General features: G+C 42.8%; 26 protein-coding genes and 2 tRNA genes. 26 read left to right on the top strand and 2 right to left on the bottom strand.

What is annotated here, in order from left to right; genetic code table 11:
- The first annotated feature begins 17 nt into the window (after positions 1 to 17).
- The 6 genes from yabN to LC091_RS19560 all read left to right on the top strand — a co-directional run bounded on the left by yabN (position 18) and on the right by LC091_RS19560 (position 3,893).
- Complete coding sequence (yabN, locus tag LC091_RS19585; protein WP_226683717.1) at positions 18 to 1,481, top strand: bifunctional methyltransferase/pyrophosphohydrolase YabN; 1,464 nt, start codon at positions 18 to 20, stop codon at positions 1,479 to 1,481.
- A gap of 173 nt (positions 1,482 to 1,654) precedes the next feature.
- Positions 1,655 to 1,924: an RNA-binding S4 domain-containing protein gene (locus tag LC091_RS19580; protein ID WP_226683716.1), complete on the top strand. Its 270-nt coding sequence runs from the start codon at positions 1,655 to 1,657 to the stop codon at positions 1,922 to 1,924.
- Between the two features lie 78 nt (positions 1,925 to 2,002).
- Entirely contained in the window at positions 2,003 to 2,308 is a 306-nt protein-coding gene (gene yabP, locus LC091_RS19575; RefSeq protein WP_010191403.1) for a sporulation protein YabP, read from the top strand.
- On the top strand, positions 2,305 to 2,943 hold the full coding sequence (gene yabQ / locus LC091_RS19570; protein ID WP_226683715.1) for a spore cortex biosynthesis protein YabQ: 639 nt from the start codon (positions 2,305 to 2,307) through the stop codon (positions 2,941 to 2,943). Before yabP ends, yabQ begins: the two co-directional genes overlap by 4 nt.
- A 15-nt stretch (positions 2,944 to 2,958) precedes the next feature.
- Positions 2,959 to 3,342 carry an FtsB family cell division protein gene (locus LC091_RS19565; RefSeq protein ID WP_168865995.1) on the top strand — a complete coding sequence of 128 codons (384 nt, stop codon included), beginning with the start codon at positions 2,959 to 2,961 and terminating at the stop codon, positions 3,340 to 3,342.
- Between the two features lie 89 nt (positions 3,343 to 3,431).
- Complete coding sequence (locus LC091_RS19560) at positions 3,432 to 3,893, top strand: S1 domain-containing RNA-binding protein (RefSeq protein ID WP_060666719.1); 462 nt, start codon at positions 3,432 to 3,434, stop codon at positions 3,891 to 3,893.
- 539 nt (positions 3,894 to 4,432) lie between these two features.
- Here the strand turns inward: LC091_RS19560 and LC091_RS19555 are convergent.
- Positions 4,433 to 4,504, bottom strand: a tRNA-Glu gene (locus tag LC091_RS19555).
- Positions 4,505 to 4,513: 9 nt separating this feature from the next.
- Positions 4,514 to 4,590, bottom strand: a tRNA-Met gene (locus LC091_RS19550).
- A gap of 316 nt (positions 4,591 to 4,906) precedes the next feature.
- On the opposite strand from LC091_RS19550, the gene spoIIE reads away from it, so the two are divergent.
- The 20 genes from spoIIE (at position 4,907) to lysS (ending at position 25,454) form a co-directional block, all read left to right on the top strand.
- Positions 4,907 to 7,393, top strand: coding sequence for a stage II sporulation protein E (spoIIE, locus tag LC091_RS19545; RefSeq protein WP_226683742.1), 2,487 nt, complete (start codon positions 4,907 to 4,909; stop codon positions 7,391 to 7,393).
- Entirely contained in the window at positions 7,394 to 7,858 is a 465-nt protein-coding gene (locus LC091_RS19540) for a hypothetical protein (RefSeq protein ID WP_226683714.1), read from the top strand.
- Between the two features lie 88 nt (positions 7,859 to 7,946).
- Positions 7,947 to 8,684, top strand: a complete 738-nt coding sequence (locus LC091_RS19535; protein ID WP_168865998.1) for a VWA domain-containing protein — start codon at positions 7,947 to 7,949, stop codon at positions 8,682 to 8,684.
- Positions 8,650 to 9,693, top strand: a complete 1,044-nt coding sequence (locus tag LC091_RS19530; protein ID WP_226683713.1) for a serine/threonine-protein kinase — start codon at positions 8,650 to 8,652, stop codon at positions 9,691 to 9,693. Before LC091_RS19535 ends, LC091_RS19530 begins: the two co-directional genes overlap by 35 nt.
- 143 nt (positions 9,694 to 9,836) lie before the next feature.
- A complete protein-coding gene (gene tilS / locus LC091_RS19525; protein ID WP_226683712.1) occupies positions 9,837 to 11,258 on the top strand; it encodes a tRNA lysidine(34) synthetase TilS in 1,422 nt (473 codons plus the stop codon).
- Positions 11,255 to 11,803 (top strand): hypoxanthine phosphoribosyltransferase, encoded by a 549-nt coding sequence (hpt, locus tag LC091_RS19520; RefSeq protein WP_226683711.1) that lies wholly within the window; start codon positions 11,255 to 11,257, stop codon positions 11,801 to 11,803. Before tilS ends, hpt begins: the two co-directional genes overlap by 4 nt.
- Before the next feature lie 85 nt (positions 11,804 to 11,888).
- On the top strand, positions 11,889 to 13,823 hold the full coding sequence (gene ftsH, locus LC091_RS19515) for an ATP-dependent zinc metalloprotease FtsH (protein ID WP_226683710.1): 1,935 nt from the start codon (positions 11,889 to 11,891) through the stop codon (positions 13,821 to 13,823).
- A gap of 434 nt (positions 13,824 to 14,257) precedes the next feature.
- On the top strand, positions 14,258 to 15,031 hold the full coding sequence (locus tag LC091_RS19510) for a type III pantothenate kinase (protein ID WP_226683709.1): 774 nt from the start codon (positions 14,258 to 14,260) through the stop codon (positions 15,029 to 15,031).
- 22 nt (positions 15,032 to 15,053) lie between these two features.
- Positions 15,054 to 15,935 (top strand): Hsp33 family molecular chaperone HslO, encoded by an 882-nt coding sequence (hslO, locus tag LC091_RS19505; protein ID WP_226683708.1) that lies wholly within the window; start codon positions 15,054 to 15,056, stop codon positions 15,933 to 15,935.
- A 9-nt stretch (positions 15,936 to 15,944) separates the two neighbouring features.
- Positions 15,945 to 16,874, top strand: coding sequence for a peptidyl-prolyl cis-trans isomerase (locus LC091_RS19500; protein WP_226683707.1), 930 nt, complete (start codon positions 15,945 to 15,947; stop codon positions 16,872 to 16,874).
- A 93-nt stretch (positions 16,875 to 16,967) separates the two neighbouring features.
- Positions 16,968 to 17,894, top strand: a complete 927-nt coding sequence (gene cysK, locus LC091_RS19495; protein ID WP_226683706.1) for a cysteine synthase A — start codon at positions 16,968 to 16,970, stop codon at positions 17,892 to 17,894.
- A gap of 116 nt (positions 17,895 to 18,010) precedes the next feature.
- Entirely contained in the window at positions 18,011 to 19,444 is a 1,434-nt protein-coding gene (locus LC091_RS19490; protein ID WP_226683741.1) for an anthranilate synthase component I family protein, read from the top strand.
- Positions 19,441 to 20,022 carry an aminodeoxychorismate/anthranilate synthase component II gene (gene pabA, locus LC091_RS19485; RefSeq protein WP_226683705.1) on the top strand — a complete coding sequence of 194 codons (582 nt, stop codon included), beginning with the start codon at positions 19,441 to 19,443 and terminating at the stop codon, positions 20,020 to 20,022. The genes LC091_RS19490 and pabA overlap by 4 nt, the downstream gene beginning before the upstream one ends.
- A 1-nt stretch (position 20,023) precedes the next feature.
- A complete protein-coding gene (gene pabC / locus LC091_RS19480; protein WP_226683704.1) occupies positions 20,024 to 20,947 on the top strand; it encodes an aminodeoxychorismate lyase in 924 nt (307 codons plus the stop codon).
- Complete coding sequence (gene folP / locus LC091_RS19475) at positions 20,898 to 21,752, top strand: dihydropteroate synthase (protein WP_226683703.1); 855 nt, start codon at positions 20,898 to 20,900, stop codon at positions 21,750 to 21,752. Before pabC ends, folP begins: the two co-directional genes overlap by 50 nt.
- Positions 21,745 to 22,107 (top strand): dihydroneopterin aldolase, encoded by a 363-nt coding sequence (folB, locus tag LC091_RS19470; RefSeq protein ID WP_226683740.1) that lies wholly within the window; start codon positions 21,745 to 21,747, stop codon positions 22,105 to 22,107. The genes folP and folB overlap by 8 nt, the downstream gene beginning before the upstream one ends.
- The gene (gene folK / locus LC091_RS19465; protein WP_226683739.1) at positions 22,104 to 22,625 is read left to right on the top strand and encodes a 2-amino-4-hydroxy-6-hydroxymethyldihydropteridine diphosphokinase; all 522 of its coding nucleotides are present in this window, start codon (positions 22,104 to 22,106) and stop codon (positions 22,623 to 22,625) included. Before folB ends, folK begins: the two co-directional genes overlap by 4 nt.
- A complete protein-coding gene (locus LC091_RS19460; protein WP_226683702.1) occupies positions 22,577 to 22,807 on the top strand; it encodes a helix-turn-helix domain-containing protein in 231 nt (76 codons plus the stop codon). Before folK ends, LC091_RS19460 begins: the two co-directional genes overlap by 49 nt.
- Complete coding sequence (gene dusB / locus LC091_RS19455; protein WP_226683701.1) at positions 22,807 to 23,808, top strand: tRNA dihydrouridine synthase DusB; 1,002 nt, start codon at positions 22,807 to 22,809, stop codon at positions 23,806 to 23,808. The genes LC091_RS19460 and dusB overlap by 1 nt, the downstream gene beginning before the upstream one ends.
- Positions 23,809 to 23,966: 158 nt before the next feature.
- Positions 23,967 to 25,454: a lysine--tRNA ligase gene (gene lysS, locus LC091_RS19450; protein ID WP_226683700.1), complete on the top strand. Its 1,488-nt coding sequence runs from the start codon at positions 23,967 to 23,969 to the stop codon at positions 25,452 to 25,454.
- Positions 25,455 to 25,874: the final 420 nt, after the last annotated feature.

Raw genomic sequence — 25,874 nt, 5'->3', positions numbered from 1 at the left:
AAAGTTGGTGTTCATACATGAATATGATAAAGGTTTTAGGTCTTGGTGCAGGGGACCTCGAACAGCTTCCGATGGGAGTGTATAAGCAATTAATGAAGGCGGACCACCTTTTCCTTCGAACAAAAGAGCATCCTGTCATTGAGGAGCTTGAACGGGAAGGGCTGACCTACGAGTCGTTTGATGCCATCTATGAACAAGAAGGCACATTCGGTACGGTGTATGAAAGAATAGCAGAAAAGCTAATCAATCTTAGTGCAGATAAGGAAATTGTGTATGCTGTTCCTGGCCATCCGCTTGTTGCAGAGAAGACCGTGCAGATTTTGCTCGAAAAAGAACAAGAAGGCAGTATTACACTTGATATAAAAGGGGGACAAAGCTTCCTTGATCCGATGTTTACAGCAGTCGGACTTGATCCAATCGAAGGTTTTCAGTTTCACGATGCAACCTCCATTGTAAAAGAGGCGATTGAACCGACCCAGGCGATGATTTTCTGCCAGGTATATGATGCCTTCATTGCATCAGAAGTGAAGCTCACCTTGATGGAGATGTTGCCTGATGACTATCCCGTGACCATTGTAACGGCAGCTGGATCTTCCATGGAAAAGATTACAGAGGTGCCATTGTACGAACTCGACAGGGTGGCAGAAATCAATAACCTGACAAGTGTCTATGTTCCAGCAGTCAAAGAGGAGGAGCTTCTTTACAAACAATTCTCTTCTTTTAGAAAAACCATTGCGACTTTAAGAGGTCCTGGTGGCTGCCCGTGGGATCAGAAACAGACGCATGAATCCCTGAAAAAATATTTAATTGAAGAAGCATATGAATTGCTAGATGCCATTGATGAGGAAGACACAGATGGAATCATTGAGGAGCTTGGGGATGTTCTTTTACAAGTGATGCTACATGCTCAGATCGGTGAGGATGAAGGGTACTTTAGCATAGAAGATGTGATAGAAGGGATCAACGAGAAGATGATTCGCAGGCATCCACATGTATTTGCCGACACCTCTGTGGAAGATGCAGACGATGTGATCACCAATTGGGAAGCAATTAAAGCCGAGGAAAAAGGAGAAAGGGCCGAGCAGTCCATTCTAGATTCCGTTGCAAAAGGGCTGCCTAATCTTACAAAAGCATTCCAATATCAGAAAAAAGCCGGAAAAGTAGGGTTTGATTGGGATGATGTTGCCCCAATGTGGGATAAAGTAAATGAGGAAATCGAGGAGTTGCAGGAAGAACTAGCAAAGGATTCAAGTTCTGACCTTGTGGCCGCAGAATTCGGAGACGTGCTTTTTGCCCTCGTCAACATTGCAAGATACTATAAAATAGACCCAGAAGAAGCGGTGGCCCTAACCAACCGCAAATTTTACCGCAGGTTTACTTTTATTGAAAAGAAGGTAAAGGAATTAGGGCACTCCTTCGAGAATCTATCATTAGAACAATTAGATGCTATTTGGGAAGAAGCGAAAAAGAACGGGTTATAAATTGATGAAGGTTTTCTGTTTTTATTCAGATATCCCAGCTGGTGGTTGAAGCACATGGCGAAGACTCCGCAGGCTTGCCGAGGAGGCTCCGCAAGTGCCCCGTGGAAAGCGAAGCCAAGTGCGGAAATCACCAGCGGTGTTTAACAGACAGATATTATAGGGGGAGTAACATTATGCGTTTGGATAAATTTTTGAAAGTATCAAGAATCATCAAGCGTCGTACACTTGCTAAAGAAGTAGCAGAGCAGGGGCGTATCTATATCAACGATGTACAAGCGAAAGCCAGCAGCAACGTAAAAGCAGGAGATGAATTGAAAATTCACTTTGGGCAAAAGATCGTCACTGCTTCCATTGATAACATACAAGAGAATGCCAAAAAAGAAGACGCAGCCATGATGTATACGATTGTAAAAGAAGAAAGAGTGGAACAAACAGAAGAGTAACGGACAGGCTTGTTCTAAAAATATATCCCTCTCATATACATGTACTATCTTCAAGTACTAGATAGGTGAGGGATGAATATGAACCAATACTATGATCCGAATCAAGGAAACAAGCAGACTGTCCAAGAGCAAGACATCGTGATGAGAAGCCGCAGAATGTTGGATATCACAGGTGTAAAGCAAGTGGAAAGTTTTGATAACGAAGAGTTTCTTCTCGAAACCGTCATGGGATTTCTCTCTGTCAGGGGTCAAAACCTTCAAATGAAAAACCTTGATGTAGAAAGCGGCGTCGTCTCTATCAAAGGTAAGATCATGGAAATCATTTATTTAGATGATCAACAGGCGGAGAAAGCTAAAGGGTTCTTTAGTAAGTTGTTCAAATGACACTTACCACCCAGCTTTATACAATGCTTGCCATGATAGGGATGGGGGCATGGCTTGGAGCGGCCATTGATACGTATGGACGTTTTCTGAAACGGGAAAAAAGAGCCAAGTGGGTCGTGTTTATTCACGACATCCTCTTTTGGCTCTTGCAAGCCCTTATCGGTTTTTATGTATTATTAAGGGTCAATGAGGGGGAAATTAGATTTTATATCCTCATTGCGCTCGTGTGTGGTTTTGCAGCCTATCAAAGCTTATTCCGGTATTTTTATTTGAGCCTACTAGAATCCATCATACAACTTGTCATCAACTTGTATCGATTCTTGGAAAAAATGGTAAGAATGCTGATAGTGAAGCCCATTCAACTATTAGTACAAGCACTTATCGTATTATTATTAGGTATCTGGAAGTTTCTTTACTCGACAGTGCGCTTTCTGCTTTTGATTATATGGCGGATTGTTAAAATTTGTTCATTACCATTCAAGTGGATTCTTATGCTAGTATGGAAGTTGGTCCCGAATGTTGTAAAAAAATATTTACACATTGTTTTTAAAAAACTTGAAGGGTTTTTCACACTAGTAAAGAATAGGAAACATAGTATAATAAATAGAGTAAAGAACTTTTGGAAAAAGCGCTAGGAGAGGAATGATAAGATGAGCGCGGCAAAAGATGAAAAGGTAGCAAAAATCCATTCCGATTATTCCAAACAAAAACAGGACCAGCAGTTGAAACAACAGAAAAGACGCCGTGGACTTTATCGCCGTTTATCATTATTCTTTTGTTTAGCATTAGTCTTTGGAATACTAATGGGGAAAACACTCTTAGATCAACGAGCTATTCTTCAAGAAAAAGAAGATAGAAAAGAAGTTGTTCAACAAGAGCTGGCAAAACTGAAAAAAGAACAACAGCGTTTAGAAGAGGAAATTGTAAAACTGAACGATGATGATTATATTGCGAAGATCGCACGTAGAGATTATTTCATGTCAGAAGAGGATGAAATCATCTTCAATATGCCTGATGATTCGTCGTCAGATTAGTCGTCATATTGACACCTCAATTTTGCTCTAGGTATAATGGTAGGTAAAGTGATTTATTTTTTATGATTTTAAGGAGGAGCATTTTTTTTATGTCAATCGAAGTAGGCAGCAAGTTACAGGGAAAGGTAACAGGTATAACTAATTTTGGTGCGTTTGTTGAATTGCCAGGAGGAACAACTGGTCTTGTCCACATCAGTGAGGTTGCAGACAACTATGTAAAGGATATCAACGACCATCTTAAAGTTGGTGACGAAGTACAAGTAAAGGTAATCAACGTGGAGAAGGATGGCAAAATTGGCCTATCCATCAAGAAGGCGAGCGACACTTACCGTGAGCCACAACCGCGTTCTGCGGCACCGTCCCAACGTCCGAACAACAATCAACAACGCTCAAATCAACGCCCACCACGAGGAAGAAGAGAAGAATTCAAACCAAAGGAAAACTTCGAACAGAAGATGGCAAGATTCTTGAAAGATAGTGAAGATCGTTTATCTTCCCTGAAGCGCAACACGGAATCAAAACGTGGAGGTCGTGGAGCAAGTAGAAAGTAACTTGCTGCTGAAAATCTCATATATAAAAACGTAACGTTTGAACACGTCCCGGATTTTGTGGGGCGTGTTTTTTTGTTTTGCAGGGGGAAAATTGTAGAACAGTTGATTTCCGTTCCAGGCGCTTCGCTTGCCTGCGGGCGGTCCGGGAGCCTCCTCGGCTTCGCCTGTGGGGTCTCCCCTGTCCCTTCCTCCCGCGGGCGTCTTCGCGCCTTCCACTGCAATCAACTTAGGTTATGCATTTAGCAAGGGGTTTCTTTAAGTTGTTATAATGGATATATCTTTTTTATGATGGATATTTCGGTTTTACAATGGATATAACTTATTTGCAATGGATATATCGGCTTTACAATGGATATATTCCATTTACGATGGATAAACGAAAAATCACTCTAAATTTAGTTAGTTGGAACAGCTATTATGAATGGATCCACCCAAAAATCAAAACAAAGTTACCCAAAACCATTTTTTAAAAGTACGCAAACACAAAAAAGCTGCCACAATTTCAGGTATTCCCTGAAGCTGTGGCAGCTTTTATACTATGACCCATACGGGATTCGAACCCGTGTTACCGCCGTGAAAGGGCGGTGTCTTAACCGCTTGACCAATGGGCCTTATAAAGTTGGTAGCGGCGGAGGGAGTCGAACCCACGACCTCACGGGTATGAACCGTACGCTCTAGCCAGCTGAGCTACACCGCCAAAATTATAAGGATTGAGTGAGATTCAAAAAGTAAATCTCTCACAAGACACAAGAATTATCATACTAACTTATCATGCATATGTCAATACGTTTTAAAAATGTAAGAATTATTAGAACATTATCCTAGCAATTACCTAGAGAATTTACAAAAACTGATGAGGGGCATTAGCAAATGCGATGATTTCATGACAGCTTTTCCCTCTTTTCCTTGTAATCCGTCGAACACTTCTTTGGTTCCTGACGGTTCTTTTGACAAATCTTTTCCTTTTGAGCTTGTATAATGACCCCAATAGATAAAATATGGGAGTGGATATCATGCAGGGACTAGAAAGAGATTTGGGGGAACCGGTTTCCAATCTTCAGTTTGGTAAAATCCGAAAATCATTTATGAAGTCGATCCATACGACGAAAACGAAACTTTCGACCATTCTATTTCACCAAGGATTTCTTTTAGTCTTTATCGGGTTCTTACTCGGACGAGCCCTGATCCTTAATGAAATCACACCGTTTGCGTTACCATTTTTCGCAGCAGTGTATTTTTTGAAAAAGAAACGGGCTGGGCTCACATTGATTGCCTTAATGGTTGGGTCGGCTACCATCTCAGCAATGACCGCCGTGTATGTGCTTGGGGGGATGATATTATTTGTTCTCCTTTTTAAAGGGGCACAAGCATTAAAGATGGAGCCTCTAAAGGCAATGCCGTTCCTGGTCTTCATCTCGGCCTTTTTCTCGAAGACAACGATGATTTATTTTACAACAGGAATTGTGACGTATGATTGGCTGATGATCGGAGTGGAGGCAGGACTTGGATTTATCCTCACACTCATCTTCTTCCAGAGCCTGCCGCTCATCACCATGAGGAAAAAGAGACAGGCGTTTAAAACAGAGGAAATTATATGTCTCATTATTTTGTTCGCTTCGGTTTTGACAGGGACCATTGGTTGGACAGCCTATGATCTATCTGTTGAGCATATATTATCGCGTTATCTTGTATTAATCTTTGCTTTTGTTGCCGGGGCCACTATTGGATCGACGGTAGGGGTGGTGACGGGTCTCATTTTAAGTCTCGCAACTGTATCGAACCTATATCAGATGAGTCTGCTGGCTTTTGCCGGTTTGTTAGGAGGGCTGTTACGGGAAGGAAACAAGCTTGGTGTATCGGTGGGACTGCTTCTAGGCACATTACTAATTGGCATTTATGGGGAGGGGATGACGCTGCTTGTTCCTACCATCATGGAGTCTATGGTTGCTGTTGCGCTCTTTCTGCTCACCCCGCAAAGAGCTATTGCGAACCTAGCTAAATCCATTCCTGGCACAGCCGAACATACAGCAGAGCAACAGCAGTACATGCGTAAGATCCGTGATGTAACTGCGAATAGGGTGGAACAATTTTCACACGTTTTCCAAGCGCTATCCAACAGTTTTTCAAAATTTCAATTTGAACATCCTGATTCTGAAAAAGAAGTGGATCTCTTTTTGAGTAATGTTACAGAGAAGACGTGTCAAAATTGCTTTAAAAAAGAGCAGTGTTGGACACAGAATTTCCAGAAAACCTATGATTATATGACTCACTTAATGGAAGATACAGAAGAAGGAACCATCAGTCTCAATGTCAAACTGCAAAAGGAGTGGGATCGCCATTGCGTCAAAGCAGAGAAAGTAAAAACCGTAATCAAAAACGAGCTGGCCCAGTTCCACGCGAGTGAGAAGCTGAAAAAACAATTAATGGAGAGTAGGAGGTTGGTAGCGGACCAATTGATGGGAGTTTCACAAGTGATGGAGGATTTTGCAAGGGAGATTCAGCGAGAGAGGGAGAATCATTATGTTCAGGAAGATCAGATATTAGATGCCCTCCAAGCATTCGGGATAGAAATTGAACAAGTCGAAATTTACAGCGTCGAGCAGGGGAATGTGGATATTGAAATGACCGTTCCATACTGCGAAGGGCGGGGTGAGTGTGAAAAACTCATCGCTCCGATGCTTTCAGATATATTGCGAGAGAATATTATCGTTAAAAAAGAAGAGTGTAATGCGGATAACAATGGATACTGTCATGTATCATTCGGCTCTGCAAAAGCGTTTGTAGTCGACACAGGCGTGGCGCATGCCGCAAAAGGAGGAGGACTGATATCAGGGGATAGCTATTCCACGATAGAGTTAGGACATGGAAAATACGCCATTGCCATTAGTGACGGGATGGGAAATGGCGAGCGCGCGCACTATGAAAGCAAAGAAACATTAAAGTTGCTTCAAGAGATTCTACAGTCTGGAATCAAAGAAAAAGTAGCAATCAAATCGGTAAACTCGGTCCTATCATTAAGGACGACTGATGAGATTTTTACTACGCTCGATCTAGCAATGATTGACCTTCAAGATGCTTCTGCTAAGTTTTTGAAAGTTGGTTCGACTCCAAGTTTTGTGAAGAGGGGAGATAAAGTAATCAAAATTGAAGCAAGTAATCTACCAATGGGGATTATTCAAGAATTCGATGTGGACGTCGTGAGTTCCCAGTTGAAAGCTGGTGATCTGCTCATTATGATGAGCGACGGAATTTTTGAAGGCCCGAAACATGTAGAAAACTATGATTTATGGATGAAGCGAAAAGTATCCGAAATCAGAACGGACGACCCGCAAGAAATGGCAGATATCATTATGGAGGAGGTCATTCGGACAAGATCTGGTCAGATCCAGGACGATATGACGGTTGTGGTAGCAAAAATAGAAAGGAATATTCCGAAATGGGCAGCCATTCCTGCCTATAACTATTTATCCAAAAACCAAGGAATGAAGGAGGCGCTTTAAATGTTGAAAACTTTATCTAAAATGGTAACGGGTCTTGTGAGAGAAATGGGTGGCCGTCGTGAGATCGTGGAGGTAATGGAGAGTAAAAATGTTGAAGTGGTGTCCGGCAGTCCTAAGAATATGCTGGGGAGACAAGTTCTGAAACTTGTAAGTAGTGCGGAGATCATGCTGGGTAGAACGGCCAACGAGTTAGGTAATGCCGGAACTGTGATGAAAAGAACAATGAACACGCCGGCGGTGATCGCCCGACATGTGAAGGATCAAGAGATTAGTCTTTTATCCAGAATGAAAGCAACAAACGAGGATGGAAAAGAAAAGATTACAGCTACTATGCCGAATAAAGCATCGTCCGGGAAGGAACGAATAGGGCAACTCTCTAAACTGCCAATCTATCTACTAGCAGAGTTCAAGTTTGCCCTATCATTACTGAGTAAAAAGGAAGTGCTTGGGGTGAATACATCTTAGAAGGTAAATTGCGTACAAAAGGTATAAATTAAGTCCGTTTCGTCCATGATGGCTAATGTAAATTATACGCATTAGGAGGGGACGAAACGTGTATAAAGGAACGTTAAAACAAATTTTATTGATTACAGATGGATGCTCAAATTCAGGGGACGACCCAATTGCCATGGCAGCCCTTGCGAAGGAGCAGGGTATTACAGTAAATGTTATTGGGGTGATGGATGAGGATACGATAGATGAAAGAGGAATGCAAGAGATAGAGGGGATCGCAATGTCTGGTGGCGGCGTCAGTCAAATTGTGTATGCCAAGAACTTATCTCAGACAGTCCAGATGGTGACCAGAAAAGCGATGACCCAAACTTTACAGGGGGTTATTAATAAGGAACTTCAACAAATATTGGGTTCAGAAACTTCCATGGAGGACCTTCCGCCTGAGAAACGGGGGGAAGTGATGGAAGTCGTAGATGAACTGGGTGAAACGGTTTCCCTGCAGGTGCTGATTCTTGTTGATACTAGTGCTAGCATGAAATCCAAGCTTCCAACCGTCAAGGAAGCACTGTTGGATTTGGCACTTAGCTTGAATGCAAGAATTGGTGATAACCAGTTTTCAGCCTTTGTTTTCCCGGGAAAACGCCAAGAAGTGGAGAAGATCTTAGATTGGACACCGAAGTTGGAATCGCTGTCCAGTATTTTTCCAAAACTATCGACAGGCGGGATCACGCCAACAGGTCCTGCCATTCAAGAAGCCATTCCTTATTTTAAAGAAACACGTAACCTGAGGAGCTTGATTTCCGATGATGAACAATACTATGAAGAATCCGGTAGGTAACCTGCCTCAAGGGACGACCATTATCGGAAAATGGCATAAAGAGAGATACACCATTGTCAGAACACTCGGGTACGGTGCGACGGGGTATGTATATCTAACTAGGAGTTCAAAGGGATTAGCTGCATTAAAAATAAGTGAAAACAGCATGTCCATCACTTCTGAGGTTAACGTCCTGCGTCATTTTTCGAAGGTCCGAGGGTTCTCCCTGGGGCCTTCTTTGTTAGATGTAGATGATTGGGAGAGACCAAACCTAGGCGGGAAACAGTCTTTTTCTTTTTATGTAATGGAATACCTAGAAGGTGAACCTCTTTTATCATTTGTCCAAAAAAGGGGCATGGAGTGGGCTGGTATATTAACCTTGCAATTGCTCACAGATCTTGAAACCCTTCATCAAGAAGGTTGGGTGTTTGGAGATCTCAAACCAGATAATCTCATTGTAACGGCAACCCCTCCGAAAGTACGTCTTATCGATGTAGGTGGCACAACTCAGCATGGCCGGGCCATTAAAGAGTTCACGGAGTTTTTTGATCGGGGTTATTGGGGACTGGGTTCTAGAAAGGCAGAAGCTACTTACGACCTTTTTGCTGTGGCGATGATCATGATTCATATCTGTTTCCCGAAACAGTTCCAAAAGAACGGAGAGGGAGGGCGCAAGCAACTTGAAGAGCAGATTGATAAAGATGCTTGGCTGAAAAGGTATAAAGTGGTCCTGTTGAGAGCGTTAGCCGGTGAATATTCCTCTGCACACGAAATGAAAACAGGGATGCTCGCGGTCATGAGTAAGCGAAACCCAACCCCTACTCCAAAGGGGACGGCGCAACGACCGGTAAGCAACAAGGCCAAGCAAGGGCCTGCTGCTAGTACGAGTCGAGCGGCTAGAAATACTGGCAGCTCACAAAGTCAGCCTGTTCCAAAGAAAGCAACAAGTAAAGGATGGATGGAAACTGCCGTGCTTTTATCAGTCATACTGTTTGCATATTTCTTCTATTTATATGGTCAGGTAATGTAGGTATAAGCGTTTCGAGGATGGGTTTGGGGGTATAAAGCAGTATGGATGTTTTTGGATAAGCATCTATTTTTGCAGGAGAAGAAGTCAAATGGTAGGATAAAATAGAAATTATACGCGTAGATTAAAGGAATGGGTACACTATTATGTGGGAAACTGTCTCGACATTCATAGGTAAATATGACCTGCTGCCAGCCAACTCGACTGTGGTGGTTGGTGTAAGCGGCGGAGCAGATTCTATGGGTTTGCTTCATTATTTGGATTCTATTAAAGAAACAAAACGCTTGAAGTTAGTAGTGGCCCATGTCGATCATATGTTCCGAGGGGCGGAATCCGAAGAGGATATGAAGTTTGTAAAGCAGCAATGTAAGGAAAGACGTCTTCTCTTTGAAGCAGAACAAATAGATGTGTCTGCCTATCAAAACGAGAAAAAACTCACCGTGCAAGTTGCAGCAAGAGAATGCCGTTATGGTTTTTATGAAAAAGTGATGAAGAAATACGGCGCGGACGTTCTGGCGCTCGGTCATCATGCTGACGATCAGGTGGAAACCATTCTGATGAGACTTGGAAGAGGGTCATCGATGACTGGATATGCGGGCATTCTTCCTAAACGGACTTTTGGTGATGGAGTAATTGTACGGCCATTCCTCACTGTCTCCAAATCTGAGATTATGGAATATTTAACATCGCATGAAGTTCCATTCAGGCATGATCCAAGCAATGACAAGGACGCTTACAGAAGAAACAGACTTCGGCATCATATCTTGCCAATCTTGAAAGAGGAATTTCCCGGACTTCATCAGAGGTTCCAAGCTTTCAGCGAGCAGGTACAAGAAAGTGAACAATACATAGGGGCATTAATGGAAAAGGAATGGATTGACGTTATTAAGCGTAAAGAGAACGATAGGGTGGTATTGGACAGAAAACCTTTGCTTTTCATGGCTAAACCTTTACAAAGGCGTGGGATTCAACTAATATTAAACTATCTCTATAATAATGAAATTCCTCCATCTCTTTCCTCTATACATATTGATAATTTATTATCCTTATTGGAAAGTGAACACCCTTCTGGAAGGCTGCATTTCCCAAATGGCTTACAGGTTATCAAATCCTATAATGAATGCACATTGACATTTAATAAGGATGAATGTGATAAAGCCTACAAGCGTATGCTTGAAGTCCCTGGTAATGTAAAGCTGCCAACCGATTTTATGATCACCAGCGAGATTTGGACACAAGATAAACCACGGGATGTCAAAAAAAATCAAGCGGTGATTGATTTATCGAAGGTCGTCCTTCCACTATATGCGAGAACCCGTAATGACGGGGATCGAATCAAGCTGAAGGGGACAAACGGCTCCAAAAAAATCAAAAGCATTTTTATTGAAGGTAAAATACCTCTGCACAATCGAGATACATGGCCTTTAATCGTCGATGCCAACAATGAGATTTTGTGGATGCCCATGCTTAAACGTTCCACTTTTGAAGCGACAGAGGAAACGATGGGTCCTGTTTTAGTATTAACTTGCAAGACGAGTCAAAAAGTTTGGGAGGCAACAAAGAAATGAACAAAGATATCGAAAAAGTACTCTTTAGTGAAGAAGAACTTCAAGTAAAGGTTAGAGAATTAGGTGCACAATTAACAGAGGACTACAGTGATCGTTTTCCTTTGGCAATCGGCGTGTTAAAAGGCGCAATGCCTTTCATGGGTGACCTTATCAAACGTATGGATACATATTTAGAAATGGATTTCATGGACGTTTCAAGCTACGGAAACTCCACTGTTTCCTCTGGTGAAGTGAAAATCCTAAAAGACTTGGATACTTCAGTAGAAGGAAGAGACATCCTTATTATTGAAGACATCATCGACAGTGGCTTGACGCTAAGCTACCTAGTGGAACTATTCCGCTACCGTAAAGCGAAATCCATCAAGATTGTTACACTTCTTGATAAACCAAGTGGAAGAAAAGCTGATATTACAGCTGACTATGTAGGGTTCATCGTACCAGATGAGTTTGTAGTAGGATATGGCCTAGATTTTGCTGAAAAATATCGTAACCTTCCTTATATCGGAGTATTGAAACCTGAAATTTATTCTAACGTAGAAGAATAAGCTATCCCAATACAGATTCCTTGAATTGGATTAATTTACTATGTTACTATTGGTTTAGTTTGGCTATCGTGGGAGGAGGTAAGGGATGAACAGAATATTTCGTAATACCATCTTTTATTTATTAATATTTTTAGTGGTCATTGGTGTTGTGAGCTTTTTCAATAGCCCTAACACGAGCGAAAAACCGATCACCTATAATACATTCATCCAGAATCTTGAAGAAAATAAGGTGAAGGAATTCACCATCCAACCAACGCGTTCGGTGTATGAAGCACGCGGTAAGTTGGAAGGCGCTAAAGAAGGAGAGACTTTTGTATCAGTATTTCCTAATAGCGCAAGTGCCTTGGAACGTGTAGAATCCATCGCGCAAGAGCAGAAGATTGAAATGACAGTTGACCCTGCGGAAGAAACGAGTGGTTGGGTAACCTTCTTTACTTCAATTATTCCTTTTGTCATTATCTTTATCTTATTCTTCTTCTTACTTAATCAAGCGCAGGGCGGCGGAAGTCGTGTCATGAACTTTGGTAAAAGTAAGGCGAAGCTATATAGCGAAGAGAAGAAAAAGGTTAAATTCAAAGATGTTGCCGGTGCAGATGAGGAAAAACAAGAGCTTGTCGAGGTTGTGGAATTCTTAAAGGATCCACGTAAATTCTCTGAGCTTGGTGCACGTATCCCTAAAGGGGTTCTGCTAGTTGGACCTCCTGGTACAGGTAAAACATTACTTGCAAGAGCAGTTGCTGGAGAAGCTGGTGTTCCGTTCTTCTCTATCAGTGGTTCTGATTTTGTGGAAATGTTCGTTGGGGTCGGTGCATCCCGTGTACGTGACCTTTTTGAAAATGCAAAAAAGAACGCTCCATGTATCATTTTCATCGATGAGATTGATGCAGTAGGTCGCCAACGTGGCGCAGGCCTAGGTGGAGGTCATGATGAGCGTGAACAGACATTAAACCAATTACTTGTTGAAATGGATGGTTTCGGAGCGAACGAAGGTATCATCATCGTTGCAGCAACGAACAGACCGGATATTCTTGACCCTGCATTATTGAGACCTGGTCGTTTTGACCGTCAAATCACGGTAGATCGCCCCGACTTGAAAGGTCGTGAAGCGGTACTGAAAGTCCATGCAAGAAATAAACCTATCGATGACAGCATCAATATGAAGACAATCGCGATGCGTACCCCTGGGTTCTCTGGGGCAGACCTTGAAAACTTGTTGAATGAAGCTGCACTTGTGGCTGCGAGACAAGACAAGAAGCATATTGATATGTTGGATATTGATGAGGCAATCGACAGGGTAATCGCGGGACCTGCCAAAAAGAGCAGGGTAATTTCCCAAAAAGAGCGCAATATCGTTGCATACCATGAAGCAGGCCATACCATTATTGGTGTGGTATTGGATGAAGCTGATACGGTACATAAAGTTACGATCGTACCTCGCGGGCAGGCTGGCGGTTATGCAGTTATGCTTCCAAAAGAAGACCGTTACTTTATGACAAAACCAGAGCTATTGGATAAGATCACAGGTCTATTGGGTGGTCGTGTTGCAGAGGAAATCACATTTGGCGAAGCAAGTACTGGTGCCCATAATGACTTCCAACGTGCAACAGGAATAGCGCGTAAAATGGTTACTGAATACGGAATGAGTGAAAAACTTGGGCCATTGCAATTTGGTCAGGCTTCAGGAGGGCAAGTCTTCCTTGGTCGTGATATCCAAAATGAGCAAAACTACAGTGATGCCATTGCACACCAAATTGACATGGAGATTCAACGTTTCATCAAAGAGTGTTATGAAAGAGCCAAGCAGATTCTTACGGAAAACCGTGATAAGCTAGAGCTTGTAGCACAAACTCTATTAGAAGTTGAAACACTTGATGCAGATCAAATCAGACACCTATATGACAAAGGGAAGCTTCCAGAACTTCCTGTAAAAGCTGACGGTGGCGATGATGTGAAAGTGAACATCAACTCTAAGAAAGATGACATCAAAACTGAATCTACCGACCAAAACAAACCCGAATAAATAAAAGGTGCCTGGAGTAAAATTCAGGCACCTTTTTTATGTGATGTTAAGCGTAAATAGGAATATCCCCTGTTGACTGAAGTGCAGGGATGAGACTGTAGTTTCTAGCTGTTGATTGGAGCAAAAGGCGAAGACTCCTGAGGGGGAGAAGCGACATTGTTGAGACCCCGCAACGAAGTGAGGAGGCTCAAGGTCGCCCCGCGGAAAGCGAAGCCATTTGCGGAAATCAACAGCGGCGTTCAAAGAGGTTCAAGAAGTGAGCAAGCGCACTCACTTTGGATAAGCGAACCCCGGAACGAAAGGAAACAGGAGTTAAGTTTTTTTACCAGAATCTTGTCGAATCATGATTTCCCAAGGAATAATTATTTCTATTGAGTCAGTTAGGTTACCATATAGTATAATGAAACTAATTTTAAAGCATGGTGGGGATATAAATGTTATTTGTATTAGATGTCGGAAATACCAACACCGTAATCGGTGTATATGACGGAGAAGAACTAAAACATCACTGGCGTGTCGAAACAAGCCGCAACAAAACAGAAGATGAATTCGGGATGATCTTCAAATCCCTTCTTGAACATGTAGGCTTAAGCTTTAAAGACTTTGAAGGAATCATCATTTCTTCCGTAGTTCCGCCAATCATGTTCTCCCTTGAAAGAATGTGCCAAAAATACTTTCATCTAAAACCACTGATCGTCGGACCAGGAATCAAAACAGGATTAAACATAAAATATGAAAACCCAAGAGAAGTAGGAGCCGACAGAATCGTCAATGCGGTGGCTGGGATACATCTTTACGGAAGCCCATTAGTAATTGTTGACTTCGGGACTGCAACTACCTATTGCTACATAAACGAGGACAAGCAATATATGGGTGGCGCAATTGCACCTGGAATAAGCATTTCGACAGAAGCGCTTTACTCACGTGCATCCAAGCTTCCAAGAATTGAAATTGCCAGACCAGATGGAGTAATTGGCAAAAACACTGTAAGTGCGATGCAAGCGGGCATTCTTTTTGGCTATGTTGGGCAGGTTGAGGGTATCGTAAATCGTATGAAGAGGCAAAGTGATGTCACACCGAAAGTCATTGCAACTGGTGGTCTTGCTTCCCTTATCGGCAATGAGTCAGATGTCATTGATATTGTGGATCCATTTTTAACGTTAAAAGGATTGCATTTAATTTATATGAAAAATACTAAAGAAGATTGAAACACGAAAGGAGCTAACTAACATGTCAGACTATCTTGTAAAAGCCTTGGCTTTTGAAGGCCAAGTACGTGCATATGGAATTAGAACAACCGAAACAGTAGGAGAGGCTCAACAACGCCATCATACATGGCCAACAGCATCTGCTGCCCTTGGTCGTGCAATGACTGCATCCGTCATGATGGGTGCGATGTTAAAGGGTGAAAATAAACTTACCGTAAAAATAGATGGCGGAGGTCCAATTGGGGTAATCTTAGTCGACAGCAATGCAAAGGGACAAGTTCGAGGCTATGTTACCAACCCTCAAACCCACTTTGATTTGAATCAGCATGGTAAACTTGATGTAGCGCGTGCGGTCGGAACAAACGGAACACTTTCTGTAGTAAAGGACCTTGGGCTAAGAGAGCATTTTTCCGGTCAAACAGAATTGATCTCAGGAGAACTTGGGGAGGACTTCACTTATTATCTTGTTTCTTCCGAGCAGGTGCCTTCTGCAGTCGGGGTGGGTGTACTTGTTAACCCTGATAACACAATTCTTGCAGCAGGAGGTTTCATCATTCAACTCTTACCAGGTACGTCAGAAGAGACGGTCACATTGATTGAAGAGAAAATCAATAATATGACACCTGTTTCTAAGTTGATTGAAAGAGGCTTAACGCCAGAGGAACTTTTGACAGAAATCCTTGGAGAAGGCAATGTTAAGGTTCTCGAAACTATGCCGATAGAGTTCAAATGTACATGTTCAAAAGAGCGCTTTGAACAAGCGATCATTTCTTTGGGGGAAAAAGATATCACAGAAATTATCGAAGAAGACGGTCAAGCAGAAACGCACTGTCACTTCTGTAATGCCAAATATCTTTTCAGTAAAGAGGAATTAGAGGCAATGAGGGAGCAAGTAAAAGGCTAGGGGGCACATATGAACGAAAAGCGGAGATTAAAACAAAAGTGGGTATGGAATATCATCTTTGGCCTCGTGATTATCAATTGCCTCACTCTAGCTTTAGTGGTAAAGCAGGCTTTCTCTTTAAGAGAGGCATCTGATGCAAGTGCATTTGTTAACGGTCAGGCAAATATCGTCGCAACGGTAGGGGATACGGTCATTACGAGAAAAGATATGCTAGAGGAACTAGAAGGTATGTATGGGCAGGAAATGCTCACGAAAATGGTTAATAATGAAGTGGTCAAACAAATAGCCAAGAAATATAAGGTAATGGTTTCGGAACAGTCTGTCGACAGAGAATGGAAAATGATCAAAACGATGTACAGCCGTTCTCCTTTGCATACGAATACCTCTGAAGAGCTGGTGAAGGAACAAATACGTTCTAGTTTATTGCTTGAAGAACTGCTTGTAAAGGATGTCAACATACCAGAAGCTGAATTGCAAAGTTATTATGAAGAAAACAAGCAGCTCTATACGATTGAGGACTCTTTTCATCTCTCGCATATTATCGTCGAGACGAAAGATGAGGCAGATGCTGTTGTAAAAGAATTAGAGGATGGCTCCAATTTCACATCGCTTGCGATGGAAGTTTCAACGGATGAGTTAACGGCAAACCAAGGAGGCGATCTTGGATTCTTAACACATGAATCGCAAGTTTACCCGAATGTCTATTTGACAGAAGCTGCAAACTTAAAAGAGAAAACGTGGAGCGAACCCATTTCTATTGATGAAAAGTATGCCATTATTTACCTGCACGAAAAAATGGATGGCGTCACGTATTCGTTTGAAGAAGTAAAAGACCAGATTCGTCGACACCTTGCGATGGAACATATGGATGGATCAGTAGACGCGTCCATCTTCTGGGATGAGGTTGGTGTGGAGTGGAACCTTCCCTCTGCACAATAGGTCGAACCAAATAAATTGACAATTCAGATTTAATGGTGTTAAATGGGATTAATCCGACCAAAACACTAAGTTTTAAAGACAGGGGGAAAAATAATGGTACGAGTAGCAAATTCTATTGATGAGTTAGTCGGGAAGACTCCCGTCGTAAAGCTGAATCGAATTGTAGAAGAAGACATGGCTGATGTGTATTTGAAGCTTGAATTTATGAATCCGGGCAGCAGTGTCAAAGATCGTATTGCCCTAGCAATGCTGAATGCTGCGATAGAAGAAGGTAAATTAAAAGAAGGCGACACGATCATTGAGCCTACTAGTGGGAATACCGGGATAGGGCTTGCAATGATTGCGGCAGCTAAAGGGCTGAAGGCTATTCTCGTTATGCCTGAGACGATGAGCTTGGAGAGAAGGAACCTCCTGCGTGCATATGGAGCAGAACTAGTACTTACGCCAGGTCCAGAGGGCATGGGCGGAGCGATTCGTAAAGCGGAAGAATTGGCAAAGGAAAAAGGTTTATTCATGCCTCAGCAGTTCAATAATCCGGCAAACCCTGAGATTCACCGTAATACGACAGGAAAAGAGATCGTCGAGCAATTTAGCGACGGGCTGGATGCCTTTGTATCCGGAATTGGAACAGGCGGTACCATTACAGGTGCTGGCGGTGTCTTAAAGGAAGCATTCCCGGGTATTAAGATTGTGGCGGTGGAGCCGGCAGATTCTCCGGTCCTTTCCGGTGGTAAACCAGGACCTCACAAAATTCAGGGAATCGGTGCAGGATTTGTTCCTTCTATCTTGGATACAAACATCTACGACCAAGTTATTACCGTGAAAAACGAAGAAGCGTTTGAATATGCACGACTTGCTGCTAAACGAGAAGGGTTGCTTGGAGGTATCTCTTCCGGAGCTGCTATTTCAGCGGCCTTACAAGTAGCCAAAGAGCTTGGAAAAGGCAAAAAGGTGCTAGCCATTATCCCAAGTAACGGGGAACGCTATTTAAGCACACCATTATATCAATTTGAAGAATAGGTTATCTTAAGGGGAACAGTATGTTGAGCTGTTTCCCTTTTTCTTTTATCGTGCATCAGAGTGTAATTTTCATGTAATATAAAGGTAGTATGCAATTTAGGAGCGTGACAGCAAGAATGCAAAAGGTGCCTGTAGGAATTAAGCTAACGTTAAATGAGAATCAATGGTTTGCAACATATAAAACACTTGCGAAGGACAAGCCGTATCACGTCCTATTAGAGAGTGGACGTGGGGGGAGATATCATATTATCGGGCTCGATCCAATCGCCTCCATTCAAGGGAAAGGACAGGAGCTGCACATCGATTATCTCAACGGGAAAAAAGAAAAGAGGACTGGAAATCCATTATCTCTGTTACAAGAGGTCATTTCTGAGCGTTCTATTCAAAAACTACAAGGTTTTCCTGACTTTACAGGCGGAGCGATCGGCTATCTGACATATGATTGCGTCAGGTACATTGAGCGTTTGCCTCAAATCGCGGAGGATGATTTGGCCTTGCCTGACCTATATTTCTTGTTATTTGATGATGTGTTTGTCTATGACAAGCAAGAGAGTGTGCTCTATTTGATCAGCCATGCTCCACAAGGACAAGAAGAGGCCGCTAAAACAAGACTGGAATTATATAAAAAGCAATGGGAACAGCCGATGGAAGAAGAAGCGATCTATCCTTACACGCCAAAGAGACAACCGGTCGATAAAAGGGAGGTCTCTTTTACAGAAGAGGATTTCATAAAAGCGGTGAAAAAGGTTCAAGCATATATTGCACAAGGCGATGTCTTTCAAGTGAATCTCTCTGTCAGGCAGGGAGAACCACTTATGACCCATCCAATGGAAGTTTATTCGTCCTTGAGAAAGATCAACCCTTCTCCATATATGGGGTATTTGCAATTTCCTGATTTCCAGCTGGTCAGCGGTTCTCCTGAACTTTTGGTCAAGAAAAAAGGTAATGTGGTAAGTACGAGGCCGATAGCGGGTACAAGATCCAGGGGGATGACGGATGAAGAGGACCAAAGGCTTGCACAAGAGCTAATTGATAATGAGAAAGAGCGTGCCGAACATGTCATGCTGGTGGATCTTGAGCGGAACGACCTGGGCCGGGTCTGCGAATACGGTACGGTAGAAGTGAATGAATTCATGGCGATTGAAAAGTATTCCCATGTCATGCATATCGTGTCCAATGTTCAAGGCGTTTTAAAAGAGGAAAAGAATATTTCTGATATTATCGAGGCGACCTTTCCAGGCGGTACGATAACTGGTGCGCCAAAGGTGAGGACGATGGAGATTATAGAAGAACTTGAGCCGGTTAGACGTTCTGTATATACTGGTTCCATAGGGTGGATTGGCTATGATGGGGAAATGGAACTTAATATCTCCATCCGGACGATGATTGCCAAAGACGGCATGGCCTATGTACAGGCTGGCGCTGGAGTGGTCATTGATTCTGTGCCGAAGCGGGAATATAAGGAGTCCTTAAAGAAAGCCGCGGCCCTGTGGAAAGCAAAAGAGCTGAGTGAAGAAGAGGTAAAAAAACGAGCAGAGGTGAGAGTATGATCTTAATGATCGATAATTATGATTCATTTACGTACAATTTGGTGCAATACTTAGGAGAGCTTGGAGAGGAGTTAGTGGTAAAGCGAAATGACGAAATTACCATTGAGGAAATCGAAGCGCTCGACCCTGAATTTTTAATGATATCTCCTGGTCCTTGTTCACCGAATGAGGCAGGAATTAGCTTAGAAGTAATCAAGCATTTTGCCGGCAAAAAGCCTATTTTTGGTGTGTGCCTTGGACATCAATCCATTGCCCAAGTTTTTGGCGGAGACGTGATACAGGCTGAAAGATTGATGCATGGAAAGACGTCTGAAATGCATCATGATGGAAAAACGATTTTCCGAACACTAGCAAACCCTTTTGTTGCGACAAGATACCATTCTTTGATTGTAAAAAAAGAAACACTTCCCGAATGCTTTGAGATAACCGCATGGACAGATCAAGATGAAATCATGGCCATTCGTCATAAGGAGCTGCCAATCGAAGGAGTTCAATTTCACCCGGAATCCATCATGACTTCAGTAGGAAAAGAACTATTGCGCAACTTCATTGCCACCTACTCATCCAAAAAGGTATAACATGATTGTTTATAAGGATGGAAGCTGGCAGGCGATTGAAGAGACAAATGTATCTGTCATGGATCATGGTTTTCTGTACGGAGTGGGGCTTTTTGAAACATTCCGTACGTATAATGGTGTCCCGTACTTGTTTCACGATCACCTGAAGCGTTTAAAGGACGGATTAGAGTCCGTTTATATAGAGTGGAACCATAGAGATGAGCAACTACGGGAATTAGTATCGGAAGCATTGGAGAAAAACGGTTTAAGGGACGGTGTAATCCGGCTGAATGTTACGGCTGGCATCAGTAACTGGGGGCTTCCGACTGAAATGTACCGGGCCCCGTCCTTGTTGTTGTTCACAAGACCCGCACCTGAACACAATCCATCGAGTAAGAATGCGGTAATGTTGAACAGAAGACGCAATACTCCTGAAGGTGATACGAGGTTAAAGTCTCACCATTACTTAAATAATCTCCTAGGTAAAAGGGAATTAGGAGACCGGCCGGATGTAGAGGGAATCTTTCTTACAGAGGAAGGGTTTGTGGCAGAGGGCCTTGTCTCTAATATCTTTTGGATAAAAGGGGACACAATCTATACCCCGAGCATTTCGACGGGGATCTTAAATGGCGTGACGCGAAAGTTCATCCTTCATTTATGCTCCCTAATCAACCTGGAAGTAAAGGAAGGGAAGTTTCTGCAAAAGGAACTTTTTAAAGCCGATGAGGTGTTCATCACTAATTCCACCCAGGAAATAATACAGATTGCTAAACTGGATGACACAGTATTTTCTACGGTGAATTCATCGTGGCTCACTTGTCTGAAGGATTTGTATAAACAGAGTACCGAACAACAATTGATGTCCTATCAACAGGTAAAGAAGGTAGATTGGAAAAATGGGAAATACGAACTTATATCAAACGAAGCTGACATGTGGACGATATAACCTGCCGCTGGGTGAAAAAACCTTAATCATGGGGATCTTAAATGCCACTCCCGATTCTTTTTCCGATGGCGGGAAATACAATGAAGTGGAAAGGGCAGTTCTGCGCGCAAAGGAACTGGTGGAACAAGGTGCGGACATCCTTGATATTGGCGGGGAATCGACCAGGCCCGGCGCCGAGAAAGTGAGCCTTGAGCAGGAACTGGAGCGGGTCATTCCGGTTATACAGGCTATTTCGAAGGAAGTGCAAGTGCCTATTTCCATTGACACCTATAAGGCGGAAGTTGCAAAGCAGGCAGTACAGGCAGGTGCCCACATTATCAATGACGTATGGGGGGCAAAGGGAGACCCTGACATGCCCGCTGTTGCAGCCGAGCTTCAAGTACCGATCATCCTTATGCAAAACAGGAAAGAGCGGGACTACCACCAATTGATTCCGGATATGATCAGTGATTTGTTTGAGAGCATTACATTGGTCAAACGTGCCGGGGTGAAAGATAAAAACATTATCTTGGACCCAGGTATAGGATTTGCCAAAACTTTTGAAGACAATATAGAAGTGATGCAAAAGCTCGACCATTTCCATACACTTGGTTACCCGCTGTTGCTTGGTACATCAAGAAAAAGATTTATCGGCCATGTGTTAGATCTTCCGGCCGAGGAGAGAATGGAAGGGACCGGGGCCACTGTGTGCCTTGGCATACAGAAGGGCTGTCACATTGTCCGTGTCCATGATGTCAAAGAGATTGCACGTATGGCAAAGATGATGGATGCTATGCTTTTAGAGGGAGGGCTTACCAATCGATAAAATTTATGTGAATCAGATGAAATTCTATGGCTATCATGGCGTATTTCCGGAAGAGACGAAACTTGGCCAACGGTTTATGATTGATCTGACGGTAGAGCTTGATTTATCCAAAGCAGGTAAAACAGATGACCTTACCCAGTCGGTGAACTATGCAGATCTATATAATACATGTAAAAAAGTAGTCGAGGGTGAAACGCACAAATTGGTGGAAACTGTTGCGGAAAGAATAGCAGAGGAAATTCTGTCGTCCTTTGAACTGGTTAAAAGTTGTACTATTAAAGCAATCAAGCCGGACCCGCCGATTCCCGGACACTATGAATCTGTCGCTGTAGAAATTACGAGGGGCCGCTCATAATGAATACAGCCTATATTGCCCTGGGGTCCAATCAAGGAAATCGTGCCGGGTACCTTCAAGATGCAGTGGACAAAATCCATCAACATGACAAGATACTATTAGAGAAGGAATCATCCATCTACGAAACAGATCCTGTCGGCTATACAGAACAGGACAAGTTTTTAAATATGGTAATTAAAGTAAAAACCGAGTTGACTCCTATTGATTTATTAAAGGTATTACAGGGATTCGAGCATTTTTTTGGCAGGAAAAGAGAGGTCCGCTGGGGTCCGCGTACTTTAGACCTTGACATTTTATTGTATAACCAAGAAAATATTGAAACAGAAGAGCTTATTATCCCTCATCCGAGAATGTGGGAAAGAGCTTTTGTTTTTGTTCCTTTAATGGAGATTGCGGAAAATAATGATCTGCCAATAGAGATAGATAGAAAAGAACTTCTTGCACAACAAGATAGAGAAGGGGTACATGTATGGAAGCCGAAAAGTGGGGAAGACGTATCCGGGCTTACCGAAAGCTGAAAGGATATACCCAGGAATCATTTGCAAAAAATCTTCATATATCAGTCTCTGTACTAGGAGAGGTTGAACGGGGAAACCGCGTTCCTTCAGAGGAGCTTGTTCAGTCGATTGCCAAGGAACTGAATATCACGGTGAAGGAACTTGAACCACCAGAACTAACCAGGGAGGAGGTCAAAAACTGATGTTGAAAATCGGCGATATCACCATGAAAAACCAAGTGGTCTTAGCGCCAATGGCAGGAGTATGTAATGCCGCGTTCCGCTTGACGGTTAAGGAATTTGGAGCGGGCCTTGTCTGTGCCGAAATGGTGAGTGATAAAGCGATTCTCTATAAAAATGCCAAAACAATGGGCATGCTTTATATTGATGAGCGTGAGAAACCACTAAGCTTGCAAATCTTCGGAGGCGAGAAAGATACGCTTGTGGAAGCGGCGAAATTCGTGGACAAAAACACGACAGCAGACATTATTGATATCAATATGGGATGCCCGGTACCAAAGATCGTCAAGTGTGACGCAGGTGCCAAATGGCTGCTTGATCCAAACAAAATTTATGAGATGGTGGCAGCTGTTGTAGATGCAGTCGACAAGCCGGTCACGGTTAAAATGCGCACAGGATGGGATGAAGATCACATCTTTGCGATTGAAAATGCCCGTGCCGTTGAACGCGCAGGCGGGCAAGCGGTAGCAGTCCATGGCCGTACTAGAGTCCAAATGTATGAGGGACACGCAGACTGGGACATCATTAAGCAGGTAAAAGAATCTGTTAACATTCCTGTCATTGGAAACGGAGACGTTCAAACTCCTCAAGATGCAAAAAGAATGCTTGAGGAAACGGGAGTGGACGGTGTCATGATTGGTCGCGCGGCACTCGGAAACCCATGGATGATTTACAGTACGGTACAATACTTGGAAACAGGAAAGCTTGTCGGGGAACCATCTGTTCGTGAAAAAATGGACGTGTGTAAGCTGCACCTTGACCGTCTTATTGACCTTAAAGGGGAAAATACAGCAGTGCGCGAAATGCGCAAACATGCCGCGTGGTACTTAAAAGGCATCCGTGGCAACGCATTAGTTCGTAACTCTATTAATGAATGCAACACAAGAATGGATCTTGCAAGTCTGCTTGATAACCTTGTAGAAGAGTCTGAGGAAAAAGAAGCACTGGCTTCCCAAGTGATCTAAACGACGCCAGGCCACTGTACCCCAAAAACACGATGGAACTGCCAGTAAGTTGCTACTGGCAGTTTTAGCTTTATTTATAGTTGGAAAGTCTATATGATAGATAAAAGAAAAGCTGCTACATAATGGAGTAGATAAATTACTAGTTGGAGTTGAATAAAATGAGTGAAGAATTAAACTTGAATGACCAGTTAATGGTTAGGAGAGAAAAATTACAAAAACACCGAGATAAAGGATTAGATCCGTTCGGAGCTAGATTTGAGCGCACAAATGATTCCAAAGAACTGATTAACCAATACGGAGAAATCGAAAAAGAACAATTGGACGAGCAGGAAATTGCTGTAACGCTAGCTGGTCGCATCATGACAAAGCGCGGCAAAGGAAAAGCGGGCTTTGCGCATATCCAGGACCTTACCGGCCAAATCCAACTATACATCCGTAAAGATGCAGTAGGAGATGAAGCATACGAAATCTTCAACTCTGCAGATATCGGCGACATTGTCGGAGTAACAGGTTTTGTTTTTAAAACAAAAGTAGGCGAGCTTTCTATTAAAGCGACTTCGTTTGAACTGCTTACAAAAGCATTGCGCCCACTGCCTGAGAAGTATCACGGACTTAAAGATGTGGAACAGCGTTACCGTCAACGCTATCTTGATCTAATAACAAACCCAGAGAGCAGAGAAACGTTCATCGCTCGCTCTAAGATCATCCAAGCGATGCGCCGTTACCTAGACGACCATGGTTACTTAGAAGTTGAAACGCCAATGATGCACTCTATCGCTGGTGGAGCATCAGCACGTCCGTTCATTACCCATCACAACACATTAGATATGACGTTATACATGCGTATTGCGATTGAGCTTCATCTAAAACGCCTGATTGTCGGCGGCTTAGAGAAAGTTTATGAAATCGGCCGTGTATTCCGTAACGAAGGTGTATCTACTCGCCATAACCCTGAATTCACCATGATTGAACTATATGAAGCGTACGCGGACTATAAGGATATCATGAGCCTGACAGAGAACCTTGTTGCGCACATTGCCAAGGAAGTGTTAGGCAGCACGAAGGTTCAGTATGCCGACAGCGAAATTGATCTGACACCTGAGTGGAAGCGACTGCACATGGTAGATGCAGTTAAAGAAGCGACAGGGGTAGACTTCTGGCAACAGATGACAGACGAAGAAGCACGTGCTCATGCAAAAGAACACGGCATTCAAATTACCGAACATATGCAGTTCGGCCATATCTTGAACGAATTCTTCGAGCAAAAAGTAGAAGAGACGCTTATTCAACCTACATTCATTTATGGACACCCAGTGGAAATTTCTCCACTAGCCAAGAAGAATGCAGAAGACCCACGCTTTACAGATCGTTTTGAATTGTTCATTGTAGGCCGTGAGCATGCAAATGCCTTCACAGAGCTTAACGATCCAATCGATCAAAAAGAGCGTTTCGAAGCGCAGCTTAAAGAAAAAGAACAAGGTAATGACGAAGCGCATGAAATGGATCACGACTTCATCGAGGCATTAGAATACGGTATGCCGCCAACAGGTGGACTTGGTATCGGTATCGACCGCCTTGTAATGTTACTGACAAACTCTCCTTCTATTAGAGATGTATTGTTATTCCCGCAAATGAGACACCGCTAATTCCATATAGTAACGCCGCGCTGATTATTGACAGCGTGGCGTTTTTGTTAAGTGTTGGTGATTAGGGGATGCTGTTGAATAGAGCGTGAAACAAGCACTGAATAATGAGACTATTACAACATTATCATTTAACGAAAATAATCGAAAAAACCTATTGCCTTTGTATGCTAGCGATGGTATATTAATATTCGTTGTCACAAACGACATCGTTTCTACCGAAAAAAAGAAATGAAAAAAGTTGTTGACACAAACCAATTGATTTGGTAAGATAATAAAGTCGCCTTGAGAGAGACGACGGAGTAAATGATCTTTGAAAACTAAACAAAACAACAGCGTCATAACGTCGGTTCTTCGGAACACGACAAAATGATTTAAGTAAGACAAGCTAGCAAATTTTGAGCAAAAGCTCAGACTCTTTAT

The sequence above is a fragment of the Sutcliffiella horikoshii genome (genome assembly GCF_020524325.1).
Taxonomy (GTDB): domain Bacteria; phylum Bacillota; class Bacilli; order Bacillales; family Bacillaceae_I; genus Sutcliffiella_A; species Sutcliffiella_A horikoshii_D.
This window is presented reverse-complemented; position numbering and strand designations above follow the sequence as displayed.

Bases quoted from the DNA above. Each gene is read 5' to 3' on its own strand.
- yabN (WP_226683717.1), top strand. From the start codon at position 18: ATGAATATGATAAAGGTTTTAGGTCTTGGTGCAGGGGACCTCGAACAG.
- LC091_RS19580 (WP_226683716.1), top strand. From the start codon at position 1,655: ATGCGTTTGGATAAATTTTTGAAAGTATCAAGAATCATCAAGCGTCGT.
- yabP (WP_010191403.1), top strand. From the start codon at position 2,003: ATGAACCAATACTATGATCCGAATCAAGGAAACAAGCAGACTGTCCAA.
- yabQ (WP_226683715.1), top strand. From the start codon at position 2,305: ATGACACTTACCACCCAGCTTTATACAATGCTTGCCATGATAGGGATG.
- LC091_RS19565 (WP_168865995.1), top strand. From the start codon at position 2,959: ATGAGCGCGGCAAAAGATGAAAAGGTAGCAAAAATCCATTCCGATTAT.
- LC091_RS19560 (WP_060666719.1), top strand. From the start codon at position 3,432: ATGTCAATCGAAGTAGGCAGCAAGTTACAGGGAAAGGTAACAGGTATA.
- spoIIE (WP_226683742.1), top strand. From the start codon at position 4,907: ATGCAGGGACTAGAAAGAGATTTGGGGGAACCGGTTTCCAATCTTCAG.
- LC091_RS19540 (WP_226683714.1), top strand. From the start codon at position 7,394: ATGTTGAAAACTTTATCTAAAATGGTAACGGGTCTTGTGAGAGAAATG.
- LC091_RS19530 (WP_226683713.1), top strand. From the start codon at position 8,650: ATGATGAACAATACTATGAAGAATCCGGTAGGTAACCTGCCTCAAGGG.
- tilS (WP_226683712.1), top strand. From the start codon at position 9,837: ATGTGGGAAACTGTCTCGACATTCATAGGTAAATATGACCTGCTGCCA.
- hpt (WP_226683711.1), top strand. From the start codon at position 11,255: ATGAACAAAGATATCGAAAAAGTACTCTTTAGTGAAGAAGAACTTCAA.
- ftsH (WP_226683710.1), top strand. From the start codon at position 11,889: ATGAACAGAATATTTCGTAATACCATCTTTTATTTATTAATATTTTTA.
- LC091_RS19510 (WP_226683709.1), top strand. From the start codon at position 14,258: ATGTTATTTGTATTAGATGTCGGAAATACCAACACCGTAATCGGTGTA.
- hslO (WP_226683708.1), top strand. From the start codon at position 15,054: ATGTCAGACTATCTTGTAAAAGCCTTGGCTTTTGAAGGCCAAGTACGT.
- LC091_RS19500 (WP_226683707.1), top strand. From the start codon at position 15,945: ATGAACGAAAAGCGGAGATTAAAACAAAAGTGGGTATGGAATATCATC.
- cysK (WP_226683706.1), top strand. From the start codon at position 16,968: ATGGTACGAGTAGCAAATTCTATTGATGAGTTAGTCGGGAAGACTCCC.
- LC091_RS19490 (WP_226683741.1), top strand. From the start codon at position 18,011: ATGCAAAAGGTGCCTGTAGGAATTAAGCTAACGTTAAATGAGAATCAA.
- pabA (WP_226683705.1), top strand. From the start codon at position 19,441: ATGATCTTAATGATCGATAATTATGATTCATTTACGTACAATTTGGTG.
- pabC (WP_226683704.1), top strand. From the start codon at position 20,024: ATGATTGTTTATAAGGATGGAAGCTGGCAGGCGATTGAAGAGACAAAT.
- folP (WP_226683703.1), top strand. From the start codon at position 20,898: ATGGGAAATACGAACTTATATCAAACGAAGCTGACATGTGGACGATAT.
- LC091_RS19460 (WP_226683702.1), top strand. From the start codon at position 22,577: ATGGAAGCCGAAAAGTGGGGAAGACGTATCCGGGCTTACCGAAAGCTG.
- dusB (WP_226683701.1), top strand. From the start codon at position 22,807: ATGTTGAAAATCGGCGATATCACCATGAAAAACCAAGTGGTCTTAGCG.
- lysS (WP_226683700.1), top strand. From the start codon at position 23,967: ATGAGTGAAGAATTAAACTTGAATGACCAGTTAATGGTTAGGAGAGAA.